Origin of the sequence: Paenibacillus pectinilyticus, assembly GCF_001700435.1 — a bacterium.
Classification (GTDB): domain Bacteria; phylum Bacillota; class Bacilli; order Paenibacillales; family NBRC-103111; genus Paenibacillus_E; species Paenibacillus_E pectinilyticus.
The window spans coordinates 416,414-438,521 of the sequence record NZ_LYPC01000027.1 but is presented as its reverse complement, the minus strand read 5'-3'; the positions used below and the strand labels follow the sequence as shown (position 1 = coordinate 438,521).

At 45.7% G+C, this 22,108-nt stretch carries 20 protein-coding genes and 1 pseudogene; 11 read left to right on the top strand and 10 right to left on the bottom strand.

Features of this window, described 5'->3' with window-relative positions; all coding sequences use genetic code 11:
• Nucleotides 1-120: 120 nt before the first annotated feature.
• Both A8709_RS23710 and A8709_RS23705 read left to right on the top strand, forming a co-directional pair.
• Entirely contained in the window at nt 121-1,305 is a 1,185-nt protein-coding gene (locus A8709_RS23710) for a putative glycoside hydrolase (RefSeq protein WP_065855804.1), read from the top strand.
• 139 nt (nt 1,306-1,444) lie between these two features.
• The gene (locus A8709_RS23705) at nt 1,445-2,401 is read left to right on the top strand and encodes a D-2-hydroxyacid dehydrogenase (RefSeq protein ID WP_065855802.1); all 957 of its coding nucleotides are present in this window, start codon (nt 1,445-1,447) and stop codon (nt 2,399-2,401) included.
• A 63-nt stretch (nt 2,402-2,464) separates the two neighbouring features.
• On the opposite strand, the gene serS is transcribed toward A8709_RS23705, so the two are convergent.
• From serS to A8709_RS23680, 5 genes are all read right to left on the bottom strand, one after another.
• Nucleotides 2,465-3,748: a serine--tRNA ligase gene (gene serS, locus A8709_RS23700; RefSeq protein ID WP_065855800.1), complete on the bottom strand. Its 1,284-nt coding sequence runs from the start codon at nt 3,746-3,748 to the stop codon at nt 2,465-2,467.
• 299 nt (nt 3,749-4,047) lie between these two features.
• The gene (gene pfkA / locus A8709_RS23695) at nt 4,048-5,016 is read right to left on the bottom strand and encodes a 6-phosphofructokinase (RefSeq protein ID WP_065855798.1); all 969 of its coding nucleotides are present in this window, start codon (nt 5,014-5,016) and stop codon (nt 4,048-4,050) included.
• 35 nt (nt 5,017-5,051) lie between these two features.
• Nucleotides 5,052-6,077: a tetraprenyl-beta-curcumene synthase family protein gene (locus tag A8709_RS23690; protein ID WP_065857305.1), complete on the bottom strand. Its 1,026-nt coding sequence runs from the start codon at nt 6,075-6,077 to the stop codon at nt 5,052-5,054.
• 43 nt (nt 6,078-6,120) lie between these two features.
• Nucleotides 6,121-6,753, bottom strand: coding sequence for a hypothetical protein (locus tag A8709_RS23685; protein WP_065855796.1), 633 nt, complete (start codon nt 6,751-6,753; stop codon nt 6,121-6,123).
• 28 nt (nt 6,754-6,781) lie between these two features.
• Complete coding sequence (locus A8709_RS23680) at nt 6,782-7,096, bottom strand: hypothetical protein (protein ID WP_065855794.1); 315 nt, start codon at nt 7,094-7,096, stop codon at nt 6,782-6,784.
• Between the two features lie 170 nt (nt 7,097-7,266).
• Between A8709_RS23680 and A8709_RS23675 the strand changes: the two genes are divergently transcribed.
• The 3 genes from A8709_RS23675 (at nt 7,267) to A8709_RS23665 (ending at nt 10,618) form a co-directional block, all read left to right on the top strand.
• On the top strand, nt 7,267-8,589 hold the full coding sequence (locus A8709_RS23675) for a multi antimicrobial extrusion protein MatE (protein WP_065855793.1): 1,323 nt from the start codon (nt 7,267-7,269) through the stop codon (nt 8,587-8,589).
• Nucleotides 8,590-8,621: 32 nt separating this feature from the next.
• Nucleotides 8,622-9,803: an MFS transporter gene (locus A8709_RS23670; protein WP_244163295.1), complete on the top strand. Its 1,182-nt coding sequence runs from the start codon at nt 8,622-8,624 to the stop codon at nt 9,801-9,803.
• A 167-nt stretch (nt 9,804-9,970) separates the two neighbouring features.
• Nucleotides 9,971-10,618 carry a nitroreductase family protein gene (locus tag A8709_RS23665; protein ID WP_065857303.1) on the top strand — a complete coding sequence of 216 codons (648 nt, stop codon included), beginning with the start codon at nt 9,971-9,973 and terminating at the stop codon, nt 10,616-10,618.
• Nucleotides 10,619-10,673: 55 nt separating this feature from the next.
• On the opposite strand, the gene A8709_RS23660 is transcribed toward A8709_RS23665, so the two are convergent.
• Nucleotides 10,674-12,896 (bottom strand): MMPL family transporter, encoded by a 2,223-nt coding sequence (locus A8709_RS23660; protein WP_065855790.1) that lies wholly within the window; start codon nt 12,894-12,896, stop codon nt 10,674-10,676.
• A gap of 127 nt (nt 12,897-13,023) precedes the next feature.
• On the opposite strand from A8709_RS23660, the gene A8709_RS23655 reads away from it, so the two are divergent.
• Nucleotides 13,024-13,644: a TetR/AcrR family transcriptional regulator gene (locus A8709_RS23655; protein ID WP_065855787.1), complete on the top strand. Its 621-nt coding sequence runs from the start codon at nt 13,024-13,026 to the stop codon at nt 13,642-13,644.
• Nucleotides 13,645-13,808: 164 nt separating this feature from the next.
• Here A8709_RS23655 and A8709_RS23650 read toward each other — a convergent pair whose 3' ends face one another.
• Together A8709_RS23650 and A8709_RS23645 are read right to left on the bottom strand one after the other, a co-directional pair.
• Nucleotides 13,809-14,006 (bottom strand): cold shock domain-containing protein, encoded by a 198-nt coding sequence (locus tag A8709_RS23650; protein WP_028556542.1) that lies wholly within the window; start codon nt 14,004-14,006, stop codon nt 13,809-13,811.
• 139 nt (nt 14,007-14,145) lie between these two features.
• Nucleotides 14,146-14,850 carry a class I SAM-dependent methyltransferase gene (locus tag A8709_RS23645; protein WP_065855786.1) on the bottom strand — a complete coding sequence of 235 codons (705 nt, stop codon included), beginning with the start codon at nt 14,848-14,850 and terminating at the stop codon, nt 14,146-14,148.
• 187 nt (nt 14,851-15,037) lie between these two features.
• Between A8709_RS23645 and A8709_RS23640 the strand changes: the two genes are divergently transcribed.
• From A8709_RS23640 to A8709_RS23620, 4 genes and pseudogenes are all read left to right on the top strand, one after another.
• Entirely contained in the window at nt 15,038-15,283 is a 246-nt protein-coding gene (locus A8709_RS23640) for a hypothetical protein (RefSeq protein WP_065855784.1), read from the top strand.
• Nucleotides 15,284-15,543: 260 nt separating this feature from the next.
• Nucleotides 15,544-16,185 (top strand): annotated as a pseudogene (locus A8709_RS23635) (TerC family protein); the annotation flags it as partial.
• 783 nt (nt 16,186-16,968) lie between these two features.
• Nucleotides 16,969-18,759, top strand: coding sequence for an oligoendopeptidase F (pepF, locus tag A8709_RS23625; protein WP_065855777.1), 1,791 nt, complete (start codon nt 16,969-16,971; stop codon nt 18,757-18,759).
• A gap of 103 nt (nt 18,760-18,862) precedes the next feature.
• Nucleotides 18,863-19,168, top strand: coding sequence for a LapA family protein (locus A8709_RS23620; RefSeq protein ID WP_065855775.1), 306 nt, complete (start codon nt 18,863-18,865; stop codon nt 19,166-19,168).
• Nucleotides 19,169-19,194: 26 nt separating this feature from the next.
• Here the strand turns inward: A8709_RS23620 and A8709_RS23615 are convergent, their stop codons facing one another.
• On the bottom strand, nt 19,195-20,007 hold the full coding sequence (locus A8709_RS23615) for a DUF92 domain-containing protein (RefSeq protein ID WP_141692632.1): 813 nt from the start codon (nt 20,005-20,007) through the stop codon (nt 19,195-19,197).
• Nucleotides 20,008-20,201: 194 nt separating this feature from the next.
• On the opposite strand from A8709_RS23615, the gene A8709_RS23610 reads away from it, so the two are divergent.
• Entirely contained in the window at nt 20,202-21,389 is a 1,188-nt protein-coding gene (locus A8709_RS23610) for an HD domain-containing phosphohydrolase (RefSeq protein ID WP_065855771.1), read from the top strand.
• 78 nt (nt 21,390-21,467) lie between these two features.
• Here the strand turns inward: A8709_RS23610 and A8709_RS23605 are convergent, their stop codons facing one another.
• Nucleotides 21,468-22,094, bottom strand: a complete 627-nt coding sequence (locus A8709_RS23605) for a fumarylacetoacetate hydrolase family protein (RefSeq protein ID WP_065855769.1) — start codon at nt 22,092-22,094, stop codon at nt 21,468-21,470.
• Nucleotides 22,095-22,108: the final 14 nt, after the last annotated feature.

Here is a 22,108-nt window from a genome sequence, read left to right as displayed (position 1 = left end):
GAGCCGTTTCTTACAATTCTTGCATGCTTCTACAAAAGCCTACAAATTTCCTCTGTGCGTAGTTTCCCGCTTGCTTTATAATGAAAGCTAGAAACAATGATTGGAGTGGACTTATACATCATGGAAATTTTACTCGCTTCACTTGCCCTCGTTTGGGGTAATCTCACAGCATCAAATCCCGATGCGAGTTTTGAACAGCTCGTGCAAGCTTCACTTGATGCGAAGAACGCAGTAGCTATCGTTCAACCTGTAGCACCTGCCGACCCTGCTGATCCACTCGCTCCTGTGAACAAGCAAGATCCTCAGAAGGATGCGCCTGTGGTGAAAGGGATTTATTCCACTGCGCATAGTGCAGGCGGTGCCAGACTGAATACGCTTGTAAAGCTCCTCGATGATACGGATCTGAATGCCATGGTTATTGATGTGAAAGATGACTGGGGTTACATAACCTGGGAAACTGGCAATGCAGATTTGGATGCATTGGGAACCACCGAGAAAATAATTGGCGATATGCCTAGCCTCATGACGACATTGCACGATCACAGTATTTATCCAATTGCTCGTATTGTTGTGTTCAAAGATACGGTACTAGCCAAAAAGAGACCCGATTTGTCTTACATTAACCCTGATGGCACGCTATGGGGCAATGGGAAGAACCCGCCAGACAGTTTCGTAAATCCATACAGCAAAGAAGTATGGGACTACAACATTGCCGTTGCCAAGGAAGCTGTCAAAGCCGGATTTAAAGAAATTCAATTTGATTATGTGCGTTTCCCAGAAGGATTCGAGAAGCGCGCCGATGTGCTGAAGTATACCAAAGACGAACGCTCTAGAATTGACGCTGTCTCTTCCTTTGTTAAATATGCCAGAGAGCAGCTAGATCCGCTTGGCGTACGTGTGTCGGTAGATATTTTTGGCTATGCCGCATCTGTTCCTGCTGCCGAGGGTATCGGTCAAGATTTCGAGAAAATCTCGCAAAATGTGGATGTCATCGCCCCGATGATTTATCCAAGTCATTACAGCACGGGCTGGTTCGGTTCCAAGGTACCGGATGCCGCTCCATACGCCACGATTAACGGAGCATCTAAGGATATCAATAAGAAGCTGGAAGTCATTGATCAAAAAGGATGGAAGCCCGTTATTCGACCATGGATTCAAGACTTCACCGCATCCTGGGTGCCTGGGTACATCAAATATGGCAAACATGAATTGGATGAGCAAATTCGTGCTCTGAAAGAAAATGGCATTAATGAATACCTGTTATGGAATGCCAATAATAACTACACAGCTAACGTAAGCTACTAAAAACCCGACTATCCCCTGAGAGCGATTTATGCTTTCAGGGGATTTGTACATTTAGCCCGAGTTTACATTCACGATCCATTTCATTTATCATGGTAGTAATTCTTTTTGAAAATTTGGAACTCCCAAAGGATGTGAAGATATGCTAAATATCGTAGCCATAACGGGTATGGATTTAACTTCTATGCAAGGTCAAATGCCAGAAGATCTAAAGAAACGTTCTCAGTTCCATTGGTTTACTTCCTCTAAAGAGGCGCGTGAACACATTTCCGATGCAGATGTGCTCATCTCAGCAGGTCGTTTACACCCTGACCTCGTTGCACAGGCAACGAAGCTCAAATGGGTACAGACCTTATCTGCAGGCATCGATAAGCTTCCGCTTGAAGACCTAGCGCGGCGTGATGTCATTGTCACGAATGCCAGAGGTGTGCACACCATACAAATGAGTGAATTTGCACTTAGCCTTATGCTGCAATGGGTTCGTAAGGCTAACTTACTTCATGACAACCAACAACAGCATGTGTGGGATCACCAAGTTCAATTCGGCGAATTGCACGGTAAAACAATCGGCATTATCGGCGCTGGCGCCATTGGGGAAGCTGTTGCTCGCAAGGCAAAGGCTTTTGATATGAAGGTTATCGGCCTGAATCGCTCTGGAACACCTCAAGCGGCGTTCGATACGACGGTACATGGAGAGGAAGGACTAGCCCACTTACTCGCGCAAAGCGACTTTGTCGTCGTTCTGCTTCCAAGTACACCGAAGACTCGTGGTTTCTTGCGCCAGGATCATCTCGATTTGATGAAACCGAACGCTTTTTTCATTAATCTTGCCCGAGGCGATGTGCTGAACGAAGAAGCTTTAATCCTTGCTTTGCAGCAAGGCAAAATCGCGGGAGCCGCATTGGATGTATTTGCACAAGAGCCTTTACCTCCCTCTTCACCGCTGTGGAGCATGAACAATGTCATCTTAACGCCCCATATAGCAGGGGCATCCGTTCACTATACGGATCGTGTTTCTACGATCTTCTATCACAATCTAAGAGCCATGCTGGACGGTGGCGATATGAGAAATGTTGTGGATTTGGCGGAAGGTTACTAATCTTCGCACACATAGAAGGGCACCCTATCCGACAGTAACAATTCGGATTGAGTGCCCTTTCTTTTATGGAGCAGGTATAGCGTCAAGCCCGCGCATATAGGGTCTTAGTGCTGGCGGTATATAAATGGAACCATCCGCCTGTTGGTGATTTTCCAAGAGTGGGATTAAGATGCGTGGCGATGCCACTGCGGTATTGTTCAATGTGTAGTAATATCGCAGGTTCCCCTCGTGATCCCGATAGCGCAACTGGCTGCGCCTGGCTTGGAAGTCTAATAGGCTCGACGACGAATGCGTTTCACCATACGCGCCGCGGCTTGGCATCCACGTTTCGATGTCGAATTGCTTGTAGTTTTTGGCACCCATGTCTCCTGAACATACCGCTACAACACGGTAAGGGAGTTCTAGAAGGGCTAATAAATCTTCGGCATTTTGCGTAATCTGCTGGAGTAGACGATCAGCAACATCGGGATCATTTCCACAGAGGATCACCTGTTCCACCTTGGCAAATTGATGAACGCGATATAAGCCTCTTACATCACGGCCTGCCGAACCCGCTTCCTTACGGAAGCAGTTCGAAACAGCTGCTAACTGAATCGGCCCCTCCGAAAGATCCACGATTTCTCCTGCAAAGTACGAGACTAAGGGACCCTCCGACGTACCGACTAACCATGTATGTTCTTCCGGCAGTTCATAGGTTTGGTCCTTCCCCGCAGGGAAGAACGCAGCGTTCAGCAGTGTTTCCTCTCGCACCATTAAGGGGACATCCATTACCGTAAACCCTCGATCTGTTAACAGGTCGATCGCTAGCTGCTGAACAGCTCTGTGCAGATACAGCCCCATCCCTTTGAGATAATAGTTTCGGCTGCCAGCCACTTTCACCCCACGAGCAATATCAATCATATTTAAGGCTTCACCAAGCTGCAAATGATCGCGCATGTCGAATGCGAATGTCGGCTTCTCACCAACGACTCGAAGCTCAACGTTATGCTCATCACTTTCTCCAATTGGCGTTTCTGGCGAAACCAAATTAGGGATTGTCAGCATCAACGTATTGAACCTTTGTTCCATTTGTGCGAGTTCAGGTTCCAGCACCGATAATTTCTGATTCCAGCCACGAACCTGCTCCTTCAGGCTTTCTGCCTCTGAGACCTGCTTTTGCTTCATGTACATCGCAATCTGTTCCGATGCGCGATTCCGCTCAGCACGCAGCTGATCTACTTGCATGAGCAAATCTCTTTTCTTATCGTCGACTACGAGTAATTCCTCTACATGGCATGGTACCCTTTTTTGAAGGGCTGCTGCCTTCACTTGCTCTTGATTGCCTCTAATCCATTTGATATCCAGCATTTCCCGTCACCGCTTCCTCTTCTTATGTGTGAAAAAGACAAAAAACGCCCTCTGTCCGATTGGGACGAGGAGCGTTCTGCTCGCGGTGCCACCCAACTTGATGAAGACAAGGTATTGTCATTCATCCGCTTGGTTCCGCGATAACGGGCGGTGCCGGTTTATTTAGAGAAGGGCCGCTAAAATGTTGTCCTTCCGATCATGAACGTCTCCGAGTTGGATGCTCTTCATAGACATGATGTCGATGTGTATATGGTTCGTTATTATAGAGCAATGAACGTAAAAGATCAATAGACACTCACTTATTGTGACAAACGGCTTGCCAATTCGTAAAGCTCCATGTTAAACGTACGTTTCGTATTTACAACAAGATCGATATCTGTAGCTACGAGTTCGCCTTTGATAATCCCGCAAGCTTTGGAAGAATCGCCCTCCATCAGTTTGCGAACAGCGAAATCACCTAGACGGCTTGCCAAGATACGGTCATTATGGGTAGGTGCACCACCGCGTTGAATATGACCAAGAACAGTAACACGAGGTTCAATTCCGTTCGTTTCCGTGATCTTATTGGCAATGCCTTCGCCAGTTCCAGCACCTTCAGCTACAAGAATAATACTGTGGCGTTTGCCATGGTTGAAGTTCTCCTTCATCCGATTAGCCACTTCCGTGATATCCACATCCACTTCTGGCACAATAATCGTTTCAGCACCACTCGCAAGACCAGCGTAAAGCGCGATTTCGCCGCAATGACGACCCATTACTTCAACAACCGATGAGCGCTCATGGGATGTCATGGTATCGCGCAATTTGTTAATCGCGTCTACAACAATGCTTACAGCTGTGTCAAACCCGATTGTGAAATCCGTGAACGGGATGTCGTTGTCAATCGTCCCTGGAAGCCCCATCGTTTTGATACCTAATTTACTAAGCTTGTTCGCCCCTTGGTAGGAACCATCTCCACCAATAACAACCAAACCATCAATCCCGCGTCTGCGCAAGTTATCTGCGCCGATTTGTTGACCTTCAGGCGTCATAAATTCTTTACAACGAGCTGTCTGAAGAATCGTTCCTCCGCGTTGAATGATATCGCCTACGCTGCGCAAGTCCATTTTACGAATATCATCGTTAATAAGACCTTGATACCCACGTTGAACGGCATACACTTCGAGCCCATGGAACAAAGCACTTCGAACAACTGCTCGAACCGCTGCATTCATTCCCTGAGAATCTCCTCCACTGGTTAAAACGGCAATTGATTTTACTGCTGACATTTCATTTCCTCCTTCATAATTCTTGTGAATGACATTCATGATGTCGTACGGATGTACATGCTATTTATCCAGAAGAACAGTCTGGTTAAGGGACTGTTTTTCATCAGACGCTTTGAGATTTTCTTCACTTGGTGTTGGCTGTTGACCTTAGGGTCAGATAAATAGAGAGCAAGCAAACCTTCGATTATCATACGATGAAATCGCGGATGTTCCAAGAACAAAATTTTAGAACGTGCCTCTTGAGCAATGAAAGCGATTCGCTCAACGGTCATATCCAAGGAATCGTAGTAGGTACAGAAATTCAAATCTCCACCTTCACTATCCTCTTCCTGATCGATTAAGTAATCAAGCAAGATATGTAGACCGCAAACGTAAGGAAAATAAGCCTCACGGATAGATGCTACTTGCTTGTCCGTTAAGAACGGATCGCATGCAGCCAAGAATAACATAAACATCCCTAATGTCGACCCTGTTGCTGCGGCAAATTCATTCCAATCAATCTGGCGATACTTCGCATGATGATCATCCCACCACTGATGCAACTGGGCTTCCCTCAGGTCTTTACGAATATGCTTATACACTTGAAGATCACAATACAAGCTGACAAATTCTTTGACCTGATCCACAACCTGCAAATACGATGGCATCTGGCGAATGCTGGCTTGGCATTGCTGGACAAGCGCTGTCAGATAGCCACCGTCCTCTTTCTCATCTCGATAGGCATAGTAATCATGAAGAGGCTGTTCTGGATCTATCGCATCAAGCATGGATTGATGTAACTGGCGAAAATCCAAGGGATCCAATGACGTACTGCGATCACATAGATTATCTAAATAATCGCTAATCGATTGGAAGGCTACGATTAATGGGATAAGGACATGACGCATCGATAAATGAGCAGTGGCATACACGGCACCACCCTGGCAATGGAATTGTTTCGTTGCAATGCTCGCTAAAGCTTGTGTACGAAGCTCTTCATTCGGGATGCTCGATGCCTTGCTCTTCCAGAAAGACAACTGCTCATTGACTTCCGGCAAAATATATCGATAGACACTTATCATTAATCGAATAGGTCCTTGCGGAACCTTAGCATGGTCCCTTGGTCTATTTCTGTCCAATTGCTTCAAGTAAGCTTCCTCCACAACTTTGTTCATAGCAGAATTGAAGTAATAACTGCATTTCAGAACGCTGAATATGTCGCAACCAGCTATCTACGGTTGGGTTTTGAACAAGCGAAACCTGTATCTCAATCACATCAATAAAGACATAAGGATTCCAGACTGGCGAAGTGACCAGCACTTCAAGCTTATGACGAAGAGCTTCATTGTCCAATTCGATGAAGTCCTTGAGTGACAAGCTATCTCTTACACATTGAATCAAATTAGAAAAAATAGGATGATGGCCCACATCATTAAACCAATACTTCGCGTTACTATAGTCACCTTCCATGCGATGCATCAAAGCATGCCAGTAACTTCCAGTCGCATTTGTTATTTCTTGCGAAATATCATGTGATTTATCCAAGCTTTCATTTAATAGAAAGAGACCTGCTTTAATGGCTAGGCCATACGGCAGCTGCTCTGGGCTTCCTTGCGTAATCGTGCCTGGTGAGAGTGCCTCGATACGTGAATCCATCGCAACATCCCACTCTTCAATTGGATAAAGCGCTGGCAGATGCTCAAGAAGCGGTTTCGCTATCGTACCAAGCCAATTATTCCCATCCTTGTTGCTATGCATGCAGTCATTCTCCCTTCATTGACAACCATTAATGGTGGGTTTTTGATTCCAAATCTTGATTAGTGCGGAACCAGAGATGAAGATCATTTATGATTGAAGCCAAATCAGCAATATCGGAATTCAAACGGCAGGATGTAACAAAATCATCTTCTTTATCGAGTTTATTTTGCTTTTCAATTATTTGCGCTTCCAGCTTCATAATACGATCGGGAATATAGCCCCGAATCTGTTCCCAGTGCAGCAACAACTGCGTTCGAACGGTCGCGTCATACATTTCCCACTCAAGGTCCAAAACGGGAATCTCAATTCCTAATCTATCATCATATTGAAAATAACTACTCATTCTTTCGTACCTCCTTGCAGGCCAAACAGTCCGTGATGTTCAAGAAACATTCTACCTTTAAATGTATCACTTCAAACACTGGGTTTCCAGTTAAAATTGTATGTCATCCTGATTTCATTTTCTGATATACTTATTAAATGTTTTGCAAAACGCGAAGGAGTGCGATTTGGATGACCGCTAAGACAGTAAAGGAAACGATCACATGGAAACAGCTCATCTCCTTTTTCCTCCCCCTCGGACTTTCCGCAACGCTAGTAACTCTCTCGCATGTTATTATTAACAGCACGTTGGCAAGGGCCGATAATCCCGAACTTGTCATCGCCAGCTATGCGATCCCCCTCAGTCTCCTCGGGCTGACCGAGAGACCCGTCGTCTTGCTGCGGCAAGCATGCTCTGCGCTCGTTAGAGACCGTGTCTCGTTTCGTGCGATGGGTGCAGTCAGTTCCTATGTATTTGCTGCAATTATTCTACTTGGCCTCATACTTTGCTACACACCGGTTGGAAAATGGGTGTTTCTTTACTTTTTCGGGGTGGAGCGCGAGATGCTCGCCGCTACATTAAGTGTTTATCGCATTTTAATGTACGTAAGTATATTCTCTGGCCTGCGATGCTTATTTCACGGAATCATTATTTTCAATATGCGCACCAAATGGCTGACCATCGGTATGGGTGTAAGGATCGTCGCCATGTATTTCTTATCCTTATATTTCATAACAACAGGCAATGTCTCCAGCGGTCGCGTGGGAGCAATTATCTTTCTAGTTGGCATGGTCATCGAGGCTATTGTTGCCATTTGGGAAGGGACAAGCTTACTCAAGCATACTATCCCAGAGAAGGCTCCCAATCATCCAATTGAGACGAAGAAGCAAATATTCAGCTTTTATAAGCCGCTTCTGTACTCTTCCGTCATTGCCGTCATCATCGGACCGTCCATCAATGCGATGTTAGGCAAAACAACGCATATCCATTTAGCCATTTCTTCCTTTGCAATTGCTGGATCGTTAACTCAGCTTGTCATGAGTTTTTTCTCCTACATACATCAAATCGTGTTGAATTTCTATCGGAAAGACACTAAACGGGTTAAAAAATTCATTCTCATCCTAAGCTTCATTCCTGGTACACTGATTGCTATACTTGCTTATACGCCGCTTGGGCCTTGGTTTATGACTCATGTGATGGGTGTAAATGCTGAACTTCGGCAAGCTAGCCTAAGCGCCATGCGGGTATTCATGATTATGACGATTGTATTCCCATGGCTTGATTATATGAATGGCATCATTATGCTGCGCGGCCAAACGAAAATCATGGTTTTCTCCCAATCTGCGAATGCTATTATCACGGTACTCACGTTATTCGTTGCCATTGCAACGGTTCCCAACTGGAATGGTGTGATTGGCGCGCTTGCGCAATCGGTAGGCATGCTAGCGGAGCTGCTCGTTGTTACTTACGTGCTCAAACGAACAACTGAAGTGGCGCAGCCAAGCCTATCTTAAGAAAATATGTAATGAAACGGTGTTGATTGCTGGTGTCAAAGTTGGATTCTGTTCAAAAAAACGATCTCTTACTCAAATTATTTACCCTAGCCTTTTTTATGACCATGGGTATTGTTGTCACCTTTTTCCCGCTTTATTTCGATTACAAAGGATACTCCAAAATCCAAATCGGCCTTTTATACGCTATCGGTCCATTGATTGGGATTGCAACCAACCTGCTGTGGGGCTTTCTAAGTGATCGGTTTCAAACGGTAAAGAAAATTATGATCATCCTCATTATCGGTCAATTTGTGACAGCGATCTTGGTATTTACAGCTGGATGGTTCTCCTTGCTCTATGTCTGTTTGGCGGCTTTTTTCTTCTTCCAGCAGCCTGTGAACTCGTTGAATGACAGCCAAGTCATGCTGCATATCCGTTCAAGCGGGAAAAGCTATGCCTCTTTCCGTGCATGGGGATCCATAGGCTTCGCACTTTCCGCCGGCGTATTCGGCATTATTTTACGCGTATACGGTACTGGATTAATGCCCGTCCTCCTATTCATAACGATCAGTTGTACATTGATCATTCTTTTCCTTCTGAAAGATGTCCGCCAGGGCGGCAAAAAAATGGCATTCGGCGGTATGGTTTCGATTATTCGGTCTAAAAAGTTCATCTGGTTTCTATTCCTTGTGATCATCATGTCGGTTTCCCATCGGTTCAACGACGGATTCCTGGCCCTATATATGAGACAGCTAGGCGCCTCAGATTCACTCATCGGCTACGCTTGGATGACCTCTGCGCTGAGCGAAATTCCTGTATTCTTCTTCCTTAGCAAGCATGGACATCGCTTCAAGGAGCTCCCTTTACTTGCTTTTGCAGGAGTGATTTATGCGTTCCGCTTCGTCATGATGAGCTTCATTCAGGATCCTGCTTGGGTGATTGGCGTTCAACTGCTTCATAGCTTAACGTTTGGTGTTTTCTTATTCACTGCGAATCGCTATATGAGCCAAATCATTCCGGATGAGTACCGCTCCTCAGGGCAAGCTATTTTCGCTGTAGCGTGGTCCAGCATTGCCGGACTCATTAGCGGGACGCTAGGAGGCTGGATTTATAATGCGGCTGGCGGAAGCACGGTTTATATCATTGCGGCCTGCTTATCTATCGCAGCAGCCATTGGTTTTCTTTGTACGTATCTATTTCAGAATGAGGATGGCCTGCCACGTCGATCCTCATAAGTGGATATGCAAAGATGAACCGTATCTTGAACGAATATGCCCCGCGGCCGGCTGTTGTGCTCCTAGCCCATCTCCCTTATAATAAGGATATAGTCTTAGTACCAAGTATCAAACTATGGAACGAATTACGGAATAATATGAGCAGCAAAGGCAGGTACACATTTACTATGAATTATGAAGATTTCAAAACCATCGTTCTTGAACGACGCAGCGTACGCAATTTTACAGAGCAAGAAGTCGCAACCGAAGACATTCGTGAAATCATTGACTGTGCACGCTATGCACCTAGTGATACCAATTCACAAACGTGGAAGTTTATTGCCATTCGAAATACAGATAAAATTAAGCATATCGAGCAATTGACTTGGGATCAGCTCCACTTACGTGCCGCGGAAGCTGAGACGAAGGGTTTATCTAGAGAAGCTCGCATGTTGGTTCGCTCCTTCGGACCCTACGCAACAGCTTTCTCCGATGCGCCTGTTCTCATCATTTGCTTAGCAACACCGTATGAGTCGAAATTCCGTGATCGTATCTTCGATCCAATTCAATTGGTCGATGACCATGTATGGGCAGAGGAAGGTATTAAGAGCTCATGCCTGGCTTCACAGAACCTCATGCTGGCTGCGCATGCTAGAGGCTTGGCAACATGCCCTATGACGGGCCCTGTCCTCTTAGCACAGGATCAAATCCGTGCTTATCTGGAAATTCCAGCGGAATATCAAATTAACATGGTCATCTCCCTCGGCTATCCAAAGGAACGTCCTGGTAAAATGGCACGCAAAGAGATTGATGATATTCTTGAAATCATCGATTAATGATGGAAAGGAGCTGTCCGCGCATGCGGGCAACTCCTTTTTTATCACGTAAAGACTACTTCTCGGTTCCAGTCACTTCTTGTCTCTTCGCTTTGCTCGGCCAGAAAACCGCATCCCCCAGCAGCATCGTAATCGAAGGAACAAGGAACGGTCTCACGATGAACGTATCTAAAATGACACCAATTGCACAGATGACGCCGAACTGCACAAGCACCTGAATCGGAAGAGATGCTAAGACAGCAAACGTTCCAGCTAAAATCAATCCCGCCGACGTGATCACGCTGCTCGTTGAACTCACACCGAGTCGAATCGCATCCTTCAGCTTCAAGCGATTTCTTTCTTGCCAAATGCTAGAAATCATGAAGATGTTATAATCCTCACCTAAAGCAACGAGGAATACGAAGGCATACAGCGGGATTAATCCTTGGATCGCTGACGTGTCCATGAAATAGTGCAAAATGAGCCAACCCGCTCCTAGAGCAGAGAAGTAGGACAGCAGCACAGTCGCAATAAGATACACGGTTGCCACAATGGAACGTAAATACACAAGTAATAAGATGGCAATAACGGTGATAACAACCGGAATGACGATTTTCGTATCACGTTCTACCACGGTTTTGGTATCGTATTGTGTGGCCGTCTCACCACCAACCCAAACCTGCGGTGATGCGATTCCCGCTTCTGCGAGCTTTCGTTCGGATGTGCTTCGAATCTCTGGAATCTTATTAATGATATCCAGATCGTAAGGGTCTTGTTTGAAAATCAATTCGTATGCCTTATAGTTGGCATCTTTTTTGCTATCCTCAGGTTTGCTGACGGATTCCACATAAGGCAATTGAGCAAGCGCTCCTTGGACATCTGCATTCTTACCCTCTGAATTCACAACTACTTTGACAGGGGCCAATGATCCCGGTGATACATGCTCAGCTAACAAAGTAAAGCCCTCACGTGATGGCATCGTGGATGGAAATGATTCCAAAATGTTATACGTAAACTTAATTTGTGGAGCAAATGCCGCAAGGGCAATCAGGATAATCAGTGAGATGGCAAGCACACTTTTCGGCTTTTCCGTCACCACACGGCCGAGGGCTGCATTCAGTGCGCCTACTGGTTTTTGCTCGCGTATTTTCTTCCCTTTGCGCGCCTCTTTCTCCTTGCGCATCTCATCGGTTAAAGGAATGAACGGGAAGAACGACACACGTCCAATTATCGCTAGTAGCGCAGGAACAAGCGTTAAACTCGCAATCGCCATAATGAAGATCGCAACACTGAACGGAATCGCGAAACGATGATTCGAGCCATAATGAGCAAACAATAAGCCCAGCAAGGATACGATGACGGTAAGTCCACTCATTCCGATTGCGCCCGTAGAACCGCCGAAAGATACGCGAAGTGCGCTATACTTATTTTTTTCCGCTAATAGTGCTTGGCGGTATCTGGCAACGAAGAAGAGGCAATAATCGGTTCCAGCCCCGAACAGCAGCACCGTCATGATCGAGATCGACTGCGCATCCACCGTGATCCAGCCTTGCTTAGCCAAGAAGCCGAGAATGGGTGAGATAATTCCGTAGGCAAATCCAACACCTACGAGCGGAATAAACGCTAGAATCGGTGAACGATATAGCAAGATCAGAAGAATAAGCACCAGAAGCACCGTTGCCATTAACAGCGCAAAGTCTGCGCCTTTGAATAGAGCTGTTGCATCGGTTTGGATCCCAACAGGGCCTGTAATTCTGGCATGCAGCGCCTCTTCATTCATCTTCGCCTCGAAAGGGTCACTGCCTAGTTGGCTGACCGTGATCTCTTGCAGCTTCTTCATACCCTCCTGCAGGACATCGGTTTGCGTGCCCTCATTGAACGAAATCGGAAGCACGAACAGCTTTCCATCTTTGGAGACCATGCCTTTCAGTGCTGCCGCAGGCATTTGATGCAGTGGGGGCAAGCCTTTCTGTGCGGCTAATGGAGCATCGGTTAGCTGTTTGGTAACCTTTTGAACAGCAGCCAAATCCCCATCCGTTAAACCTGTTCCCCGGTACCAAACCACGAGCGCAGGAACGCCTTCGTTACTTGGGAATTGTTCCTTCATCAGGGCCGTTGCTTCAAGTGACCATGAATCCGTCGGTAGCTGCCTAGCGGCATTATTTTCTTGTGAATTGACGTTAGGTAAAAAGACAGATAAAATGCCAGTAAGTAAAATCCAAATGGCTAGCGTAACCCATTTGCTACGGCGACCAGCGACCAGCCCGCCAATTTTACTGAATAAAGGATTCTCATGCATAGCTTCAGCATCTCTCCTAGAAAGTAAATTTGTAGTATACTAATTCTTATCACAAATTAATTATATATACTACATAGTTAATTAATCAACTATTTTTTCATATTCAGTCGTTTCAGGAGTGACAATTATGGACAAAAAAGCAAAACCACTCGGTAGACCCCGCGTTGCCAAAGGGGATCTCCCTCTGAATCAGAAAATTTTAATGACCGCTATTCCCCTCTTCTTATCACGCGGTTTCGAGTCTGTCTCGATGGACGATATCGCCAAGGAATGTCAGGTCACCAAAGCATCCGTTTATTATTATTTCCCTTCCAAATCCGATCTGCTTACGGCTTCGATGGTGCAGCTGATGGATAATGTGAGACTGATCACACTCAAACGATTAGCTGAACCCGCATCGTTGCGAGTGAGACTACTCGGTATAACGGAAGGTCATCTGAAAGCGATCGATTTCGATCTGCATTCCTTCATGCGCAAAATGGAGGCCGTCCTTTCGGAGGAACAGATGACACTGATGCGCAAATCCGAACAGGGGATTCTGGATGCCCTCGAGGGTGAATTCAAAAAATCATCAGAATCCGGTGAAATCGGTCCTGTAGATGCTCGGATCATTGCCCGTGCTTACACCTCTCTCCTTATGATGGGGCATGCGCGGGATGGTGAGGGACACAAATTGTTTCCACGTGAGGGAGAAGCCGCAGCACAGATTATTGATATCCTCTGGCATGGGCTATTCCCCCCGAAATAAAGACATCACAAAGAAGCAAGCCTGCGCACTCCTATATCTGGAGCTGCTGGGCTTGCTTCTTGCTTCTATCTTCAACAAACAAAAAAGACAGCCCCGAGCGAACTCGAGAACTGTCTTTATTGCTTGTGCTATGACACTATTTATAAGTAGGGAAACCCATTGGCTTATAATTTGGTGACGTTAGCTGCTTGAGGACCACGGTTGCCTTGAGTAATATCAAACTCAACGGATTGGCCTTCTTCTAATGTTTTGAATCCTTCACCCTGAATTGCGGAGAAGTGAACGAATACATCGTCGCCTCCATCAACAGAAATAAAACCGTACCCTTTTTCTGCGTTAAACCATTTCACTGTACCCTTCAAATGAACTACCTCCTAAAAATATCGCCATCTATGACGAATAAGGAAATTATACCATTTGCATGGTCAAAAATCAACGGAAATTACGAGGTGGATAAGCTAAAATTTGTTGATGTACCAAGGTTTTCCACTATGCAGAGGGCTACTTTTTTATGCTTAAAAATTGATGAGAATTCGGTAAAAAAGGTAGACTAGCTTCTTTCTTTTGAACGCTGCAACCGCTATCTTCCAATTCTCTCATCAAGTCGTTCAGTCGCGTATATTCTTCGGTTCGGAAGCTCATCAGAGGGTACAAGCGTACCTCTCCGCCTGGTTTACAAACGCGAAGCAATTCGCGAATGGCTGCCAAATGAAACGCATAATCAAACTGTTCTTCATATAGGAAAAGGAAATGGCTGCACACCACAAGATCAAAGCTGCCTCCCTCGAAAGGAAGAGATGGTAAAGCAGCCGTATGGTATCTGGATCCAGCATCCTCGCTTGAAAAATCCACAACAAATCGTTGCAGTGCTTGAATCCGCCCCGCCTTATGCTGCGCAACAGACCCATAAAACGTCCAGTCATAGACATCCGTCAGTTTGGCCATTTTCGCTGCTACAAGCTCGATCTCTCGCATTCCGTGCTCATCAATGTCACCCGGCGACTTCTCATACAGTGGATCTGCCGCTATGGCTTCAATCCCTAGCTGACGCGCTTCCGTTGTAAAAGACGAAGCACCACCTGCCACATCCAGCACCTGCTTGCCCTTTAAATCGTCCGTCTGTAACATAAACATTCTCTCATACTCGGCATACGATCTTGAGGTCATCGCAACCCCTACTTGCTCATAAACACGCTTCTGTTCCATGCTCATCTCTCCTCATCTCGGCTCATAACCCCTTCCCTCTGGAAAGGATTAGGAGGATTTTATCATGAGAAGTTCGCATGTGCAATAAGAAAATCACGTTCATTTCCTCCTGCTTGTTTGGAAAATACGGCTATTTATGATACGATTGCTTATATCTATAAGCTTAATGCAGAAACGAGGAACAATCATGTCGCATCAACCCTTTAAGAAACATTCGATTTATAAAAAAGATAAATGGAACATGCTCAATGTTGAGGTTCAGGGTACGAAGATCGTACTGACTGAAATCACGGACCAATGGGGCGAAGAGTGTCACACATTTATTGGACGGCCTGCCATGCTGCACTGGGCCAATGAACGATTTGCCAAAGATAAGTTCGATGGCACGGAAGAAGAATGGCAAGCCATTATGGATGCTTTCAAAAAAGTATAAATATTGTTCTATTTTGAAACGCATCGCATATAATAAACGTATAAACTCATAGTAACACTCCAAAGGGGAGTAGCTGATACAGTAAAGTCGTCAATTCGGATCCTCATCAGATCCCGGCTTTATTGGCAACGACAACGTTGTTAGCAAGACCTTTGCCATGTTTCATGGTGAAGGTCTTTTTTGATGAATTAGAGCCTTCACCGATCATCAGGTGTTAGGCTCTTTTTGCATCAAAAAACCTTGAAGGAGAGTGTTCGCGTATGGATTGGTTGTCTACAGGCTTTTTCGTCTCACTGCTCAGTATTATTCTCATTGACTTGGTGCTGGCTGGTGATAATGCCATTGTGATTGGCATGGCTGCACGTAATTTGAAGAAAGAAACGCAGCAGAAGGTTATTTTATGGGGAACGATCGGTGCCATCGCTATTCGAGCACTAGCTACGCTAGTTGTTGTGACGCTTCTGAAAATTCCTGGGCTTCTATTAATCGGCGGGATCTTGCTAATCTGGATATCCTATAAGCTTCTTAGCGAGAAGAAGAATCATGAGAATATGCAAGCGAAGGACAGCATGTGGGGAGCTATCCGCACGATCATCATTGCTGATGCTGTCATGGGATTAGATAATGTTATCGCCGTTGCTGGTGCCTCACACGGAAACTTTCTCCTTGTTATCATTGGTCTTCTGGTCAGTGTGCCTATCGTTGTTTGGGGCAGTACCTTGTTCATCAAATGGATTGAAAAGTACCCCTCCATCATTTATATCGGCGCAGGCGTATTGGCACTTACCGCTGGGAAAATGATTACGGGTGAGAAGTTCCTAGCACCCTTCTTCTCGTCCAATCCGCTTGGTAAGTGGTTGTTCATCGGTTTATTGATTGTACTCGTATTAGGTGCAGGCAAATGGTCCAAGATGATTGGCTACCAAGTTCGTGTCGGTGAAAGCGGCCAGTTAACGCTCCCTAAGGAGCTTAGTGAAGAAGCACAAATCTCGCCGGAGGACCGCTATACGGTCAAAATGGACGCACGCGGCAAGCTCATGCTCGTTAAAGAAGACGATGACTCCGATGATACGATGCAGCATGCCGGTTGAAAAAGGAGTTTGACCTTGTATAGCGAAAACTAGTAGTATGCCTAGTATAAGCAACTACGTAGTTCGCTTAGGACATACTCTACAGGAAAAAGGATGATTTCTCGATGACCGATACTAGCTCTATTCTTACCTTTGTAATTGTATCCTTTTGCCTGGCGATCATATTGATTATGAGAAAAGACAGCCTTCCACCACAATTGAAAAGGTATCTAGCCTTATTGGCGATTGTTATGGTTTCCATCTCGTTCGTACTGATCTTGCTAAGCTTCTTCCGAGCAGGTACTTGAATTAACTTCCATCCCAGCGCTCGTCCTCAATGGACGACGGAGTGGAATGTTTTGTATAATGAGAATATCTCTCTCGAGGTGTGGTCATAATTGAACACGCAATCGGTCATACTAGGTGAAAACCATGATATGGGATTTCAGGTACGTTCATCCCACATGGGAATACGCCGGGAGCGTGACCGCAATGCGCCTTCTTTATGTAACAGCGGCTATGGGAATTCTGCTAAGCACGATCCCCATCGCTGATTTACACGCAAAGGATACCACCAGCTTACCCCAAACTCAAAACAAGGATAGGAGGGCTCCAATGACTCAATTATTGGAACGCAAGCAAGTACCAGCCGAGCACCGTTGGCAGTTGGAGGATTTATTCGCCGATCAGAAGGCATGGGATCAGGAATTTCAAGCTGTGAAAAGCTCGCTTAGCAAAGTCAGTGCCTTCCAAGGAAAACTAAACGATGCGGCTTCCGTGAAGCAAATCTTCCAGTTGGAAGATGAGCTCTCCATGAAAATGGAAAGATTATACGTCTATGCCAACATGAAGCATCATGAAGATACAGCTGAACCTGTTTATCAAGCATTATCCGAAAAAGCAAAAAAACTCAGTGTTGAAGTTGGCGAAGCAGCTTCCTTCATTTCTCCTGAAATTCTAAGCCTTTCGGAAGAAAAGCTTCAGCAGCTTGTGAGCGATCCTTCCTTATCTTTTTATAAAGATACGCTTGAAGAAATGATTCGTCAGAAGCCTCATACATTAAGCAAAGAACAAGAAGCACTTCTTGCTCAAGCGGGAACGATGGCTGGCGCGCCTAGCACAATCTTTGGCATGCTGAACAATGCGGATCTCAAATTCCCGAAGGTGAAGAACGAAAAAGGTGAAGAAGTCGAGCTTACACACGGCAGCTACATCCAATTCCTAGAGAGCCGTGATCCGGAAGTTCGGAAAAATGCGTTTAAAGCCGTGTATGAAACATACCGCAATAACCGGAATACGATTGGCGCAACACTAAGTGCGAACATCAACAAAAACATTTTTTATGCAAAAGCACGCCATTACCCTTCTGTTCTTGAATCCACCCTCTTCGGTGACAATATCAAGAAAGAAGTGTATACGAACTTAATTTCTACCATTCATGAATCCTTGCCACAGCTGCAACGGTATCTCAAACTCCGTAAAAAGCTGCTCAAGGTCGATGAGTTACATATGTATGACCTATTTGCACCGCTAATTGAAGAATTCAAAATGGATATCACGTACCAGCAAGCGAAAGAAGAAATCAAGAAAAGCTTGGCTCCGCTAGGTGAAAATTACTTGAAAATTCTTCAAGACGGCTTCGATAATCACTGGATCGATGTTTATGAGAACAAGAACAAACGCAATGGTGCTTATAGCTGGGGCGCTTACGGCACTCATCCTTACGTGCTTCTCAACCATAAAGACAACTTAAATAGCATGTTTACGTTGACGCATGAAATGGGTCACGCCATTCATTCCTATTTGTCCGATGAGAACCAAGAGTACCGCTATGCGCAGTATACGATCTTCTTAGCCGAAGTCGCTTCTACGTTGAATGAAGCCCTGCTCATGGATTACCTTCTGAAACGTGTAACAGATCCGAAGGAAAAAATGTACCTGCTTACGTACTACGCGGATCAGTTCCGTACAACCGTTTTCCGCCAAACGATGTTTGCGGAATTCGAAATGATTACACATGAGAAAGCCGAAGAAGGCGAGTCCCTCACTCCGCAAGAGTTTAGTGAAATCTACTATGGTTTGAATAAGCTGTACCATGGCAACGACATGGTCGTGGATCAAGATATCGAGATGGAATGGGCACGCATTCCTCACTTCTACAACAGCTTCTATGTGTATAAATATGCGACAGGTTTCTCGGCGGCAACTAGCTTCGCGAAGCAGATTCTAGATGAAGGTCAACCAGCTGTTGATCGTTACCTGGGCTTCCTCAAAAGCGGCGGCAGCGATTACTCGCTGAACATTCTGAAGAAGGCAGGCGTAGATATGTCTACACCAGAGCCGATCAAGCAAGCGATGAGCGTATTCAGCTCTTTGCTGGATCAGATGGAAGAGCTTACGAAGTAAGAAAGAATAGAAGTCGCCCCACAGTTGGTGGCGGCTATCTTGATAAGAAAAAGGTTGAAAGCAGAGGCTTTCAACCTTTTTTCTAAATGAGAGGATGCAGCCTATGAAGATGCAATGGATTCTGATAAGTGCTTTAGTATTCGCGCTAATTACCGCGGTGTTTGCAGTCGTCAATGTAGATCCCGTACAAGTCAACTTTATGTTCGCAACAACCTCGACGCCATTGATTCTCGTCATTTTAACATCCACGTTATTAGGCGGTCTAATTGTTGGTCTCTTCGGAATCGTACGTCAATACAAGCTTCAACGGAAAGTGAAACAACTCGAGAAACAGCTACACGATGCCTTAGAACCGCCTTCTGCTACATCAACTGATGCGAAGCTTGTCCACAATGAGCCTAACATGTAAAAGCCGCATGACCCGTCAGACACTTTTTAGAGGGGTAACATGCTGAGTACTAGGCAAATTACACCTCCAATTACGGAGGAACCCGCGTTCACCATATCGTTACTCATCCCTCGAAGTCCGCTGATTTGCTTGGCTTTCTGGTCACAATGAAGCTGTTTTTCAATGGTTTTGCCACACACCTGGCACCGATACATGACCTGCAAAGTTGCACCTAACCAGGAATCGATAAGAGATCCGGCTAGTCCAGAGACTGCACCAAGAAGGACGAGGGTAACAATCGCATTGTTCACTTCTGTCGTTTCGCCTGCCTGCAGCAATAAGCCCCCGATGAAGCCAATAAAAGCTCCACCTGCTAGAGAAGCCAATAATCCTAACCCCGTAATTCCACCTGATGTTCCTGCCGTGACCCGTTTTCCACTAGTGATGGATCGAGGAATCGCCCTGCTCATCCCTCCGATTTCTGTCGCCCATGTATCTGCATTCACCGTTGCCATAACGCCCATATATACATACCACCATAGCGCTTCTGGCCAGATGGCATTTCCAATACATAACAACAAACCGACGCCCCCATTGGCGGCGACTTGTCCCGCATCTCGCCTGCCACCTTTGGCATAGCCGCTTTCAGCCGCAGCCTTACGTGCATGTTTGAGCTTGGAGAGTACACTGGATGAAATGAAAAAAGCAATCAGCGTGCCAAACCACGCTAGGCTGCCAATCGCATACATGGTTGTTCCTAGCAGCACAGCAGCAAGCACACCCGATTTAGATAAGGATTTCTTCCAATAAGCTGCCCCAGCTATGATTACGCTCCCTGCGAATCCATAAACCCACGCCATCAACAGAACTCCCCCCATCTTTACTTTCTCGTATGCATTTCCCTTATTTTACATTGTAGCATACACTTCCTGCGTCTCTTAAACGTCTTTTTTTGTAAAATAAATTCGACATTTTTCGGGGAATCTTGCAGAATGTTAACCATAAGCAAACAAATTTATGATACTATGAAGGGGATAAGCGATAGGAGGCTGACATGGAGCAAGATCAATTCACTACCCCATCCCGTTTCAAAAGAGACCTGGAGCCCGAGGAAATGCTACGTGTCATTTTCGACTATGCCTCCAAGATTGCTAATGAACGTATACTGGATAATGTACTTATGCTGATGGCTGATATGGGCCGAGAGATGATCGTCTCCGATCGATGTACCGTCTGGCTGCTTGATACACAGAAAAATGAGCTCTGGTCCAAAGTGGCCCATGGTTTGGATGAAATTCGGATTCCGAAATCTGCCGGCCTTGTTGGCTACGCAGTTACGAATGATCAAGCTGTTTTCATCCATGATGCTTATACGAACGAAGAATACAAATCCTATCTGCAAAATGGCGCTATGCGCACGGATCAACAAACGGGTTACCGCACGAAGGCTTTAATGGTCATTCCCTTCCGGAATAGCCAAGGTGAGATTATGGGGGCCTATCAAGCCATCAATAAGCTAACGGCGAGTGAGCAATTCTCCGACAAGGACATGGAGTATTTAACACTTGCTTCCTCCTATGCTGGCAAATCACTCGAATCTGCGCTCCTGACGAACGAAATTGAAGAAACGCAGAAAGAAATTATTTTCCGGATGGGAGAAATTGGTGAAAGCCGATCCAAAGAGACAGGGAATCATGTGAAGCGCGTAGCTGAATATTCCTATCTCTTAGCGCTAGGTCTGGGCCTGAGTCAGGACGAAGCAGAGCTTCTCAAAATGGCTTCGCCGATGCATGATATCGGCAAGGTGGCCATTCCTGATGCCGTTCTGAATAAACCTGGCAAGCTGACAGATGAAGAATTTAAGCTCATGCAGAATCACACCTTGATTGGCTACAATTTGCTTCGCAACTCCACTCGCCATATTCTCAAAACAGCGGCTGTCGTTGCCTATGAGCATCATGAAAAGTGGAATGGCCGTGGTTATCCACGCGGAATTAAAGGCGAAGATATCCACATCTATGGACGTATAACAGCCATTGCCGATGTCTTCGATGCCCTTGGCAGTGAACGCGTCTACAAACAAGCCTGGGAGCTTGATCGGATCCTCAATTTGTTCCATGAAGAGCGTGGAGAACATTTCGATCCTGCTGTTGTAGATGCCTTTTTCAAACAACTGCCAGCGATTCTGCAGGTACGTGAACGCTATTCGGATGCGGCTTTAGCCGATCCAACGGAGATGTAGTACATAGCACTTCTTATTTATCATATAGAAAGGGCAGCCTCCTTGGTCAATATGACCCTAGAAGACTGCCCTTCATTTTTATAGCGTAACGGTAAAGTGGCCGAAAGACTCTTCTCCCCAGAGAAGTTCTACGTGGTCGCCATCCTTCACAGGGCCTACACCTTCAGGTGTTCCCGTATAAATAATGTCGCCAGGACCCAGTCCATAGTGCTTCGCAATATAATCAATGAGGGTCTGAAGATCGAAAATCATCAAACCGATGTTGCCATCCTGCACAACTTGCCCATTCTTACGAAGCTGGAAGTTCGACTCTGTCAATTGGGATGCTCCTGGGAATGGTCGAAACGCAGTGATCGGCGCTGACTTCAGGAAACCTTTGGCAGGTAGCCATGGCTGACCCTTTTTCTTAATGACGTTCTGTACATCACGAAGTGTGAAATCAATGCCAAGTGCATACTGATCCACGATTTCATCGACTTTAACGCCTTCCGTATAAGGCTTTGCAATATGTAAGACTAATTCAGTTTCATAATGGATTTCACCTTGATCACTGGGAAGTGCCAAGGCCCCCCCATCAATAGCTGCCAATGCATGTGTAGGCTTGGTAAAAATCATTGGTTGATCTGGCACATCATTCCCAAGTTCTGCGGCATGCGCGCGATAGTTACGTCCAACGCAATAAATATTTCTTATCATAGTTGTCATGGTAAGTTGAACTC

Bases quoted from the DNA above. Each gene is read 5' to 3' on its own strand.
- A8709_RS23685 (WP_065855796.1), bottom strand. From the start codon at position 6,753: ATGCATAGCAACAAGGATGGGAATAATTGGCTTGGTACGATAGCGAAA.
- A8709_RS23645 (WP_065855786.1), bottom strand. From the start codon at position 14,850: ATGGAACAGAAGCGTGTTTATGAGCAAGTAGGGGTTGCGATGACCTCA.
- A8709_RS23655 (WP_065855787.1), top strand. From the start codon at position 13,024: ATGGACAAAAAAGCAAAACCACTCGGTAGACCCCGCGTTGCCAAAGGG.
- A8709_RS23675 (WP_065855793.1), top strand. From the start codon at position 7,267: ATGACCGCTAAGACAGTAAAGGAAACGATCACATGGAAACAGCTCATC.
- pepF (WP_065855777.1), top strand. From the start codon at position 16,969: ATGACTCAATTATTGGAACGCAAGCAAGTACCAGCCGAGCACCGTTGG.
- A8709_RS23640 (WP_065855784.1), top strand. From the start codon at position 15,038: ATGTCGCATCAACCCTTTAAGAAACATTCGATTTATAAAAAAGATAAA.
- pfkA (WP_065855798.1), bottom strand. From the start codon at position 5,016: ATGTCAGCAGTAAAATCAATTGCCGTTTTAACCAGTGGAGGAGATTCT.
- A8709_RS23710 (WP_065855804.1), top strand. From the start codon at position 121: ATGGAAATTTTACTCGCTTCACTTGCCCTCGTTTGGGGTAATCTCACA.
- A8709_RS23680 (WP_065855794.1), bottom strand. From the start codon at position 7,096: ATGAGTAGTTATTTTCAATATGATGATAGATTAGGAATTGAGATTCCC.
- A8709_RS23690 (WP_065857305.1), bottom strand. From the start codon at position 6,077: ATGATAAGTGTCTATCGATATATTTTGCCGGAAGTCAATGAGCAGTTG.
- A8709_RS23615 (WP_141692632.1), bottom strand. From the start codon at position 20,007: ATGGCGTGGGTTTATGGATTCGCAGGGAGCGTAATCATAGCTGGGGCA.
- A8709_RS23660 (WP_065855790.1), bottom strand. From the start codon at position 12,896: ATGCATGAGAATCCTTTATTCAGTAAAATTGGCGGGCTGGTCGCTGGT.
- A8709_RS23610 (WP_065855771.1), top strand. From the start codon at position 20,202: ATGGAGCAAGATCAATTCACTACCCCATCCCGTTTCAAAAGAGACCTG.
- serS (WP_065855800.1), bottom strand. From the start codon at position 3,748: ATGCTGGATATCAAATGGATTAGAGGCAATCAAGAGCAAGTGAAGGCA.
- A8709_RS23665 (WP_065857303.1), top strand. From the start codon at position 9,971: ATGAATTATGAAGATTTCAAAACCATCGTTCTTGAACGACGCAGCGTA.
- A8709_RS23605 (WP_065855769.1), bottom strand. From the start codon at position 22,094: ATGACAACTATGATAAGAAATATTTATTGCGTTGGACGTAACTATCGC.
- A8709_RS23620 (WP_065855775.1), top strand. From the start codon at position 18,863: ATGAAGATGCAATGGATTCTGATAAGTGCTTTAGTATTCGCGCTAATT.
- A8709_RS23705 (WP_065855802.1), top strand. From the start codon at position 1,445: ATGCTAAATATCGTAGCCATAACGGGTATGGATTTAACTTCTATGCAA.